This window comes from Streptococcus cristatus, from assembly GCF_001578775.1.
GTDB classification, from domain to species: domain Bacteria; phylum Bacillota; class Bacilli; order Lactobacillales; family Streptococcaceae; genus Streptococcus; species Streptococcus cristatus_A.
In genome coordinates, this window is sequence record NZ_KQ969070.1 from 1 (window position 1) to 929 (window position 929).

1 protein-coding gene is annotated in these 929 nt (G+C 45.9%); it reads left to right on the forward strand.

Annotated features, from left to right (window positions below; genetic code table 11):
• Positions 1 to 929, forward strand: a 929-nt coding sequence (locus SCRDD08_RS10610) for a G5 domain-containing protein (RefSeq protein WP_081104314.1), incomplete at both ends; no start/stop codon positions are given.

The window sequence follows — 929 nt, forward strand, 5'->3', positions numbered from 1 at the left end:
CCACGCTTGGATATTGTGACAGAAGTTCTACCGTTTAATACCGTCGAACGCGAAAATCCACAATTGCCTAAAGGCACACGAAAAGTTGTCCAAGAAGGCAAGGCCGGTGAAAAGACCACGCTGGTTGAAGTAACAATCGAAAATGGTCAAGAAACTGGTCGAGTGACTCGCGATAGCTTCGTTTCTAAAGACCCAATCGATCAGATTGTGGAAGTTGGCAAGCCAGTTGAGCAAGTAACACCAGATCAAGGTCTTAAGAATCTTGTTGTCGAACAGCCGCGCTTAGATATTGTGACAGAGACTCTACCGTTTAATACCATCGAACGCGAAAATCCACAATTGTCTAAGGGTACTCGAAAAGTTGTCCAAGAAGGCAAGGTCGGCGAGAAGACAACACTTGTAGAAGTGACTATCGAAAATGGTCAGGAAACTGGTCGAGTGACTCGTGACAACTTCGTTTCCAAATCCCCAGTGGATCAGATTGTGGAAGTTGGCAAGCCAGTTGAGCAAATCACTCCAGCTGAAGGTATTAAGAATCTTGTTGTCGAGCAGCCACGACTTGATATCGTGACAGAAGTTCTACCGTTTAATACCGTCGAACGTGAAAATGCTCAATTGCCGAAGGGCACACGAAAAGTTGTCCAAGAAGGCAAGGCCGGCGAGAAGACCACACTTGTGGAAGTGACCATAGAAAATGGTCAAGAAACTGGGCGTGTGACTCGCGATAGCTTCGTTTCCAAAGCACCAGTAGATCAGATTGTGGAAGTTGGAAGCAAGGAAGAAAAACCAAACAAACCAACTACACCAGAGAAGCCTGTAGAGCCATCTAAACCATCTAAGCCAGAAAATGACTTGCGTATCTTGACGGATGAAGCTACCAAGGTTCAAGTGATTGGCATGAAGTCCACGCTTGATCAAGTTGTGGCCTT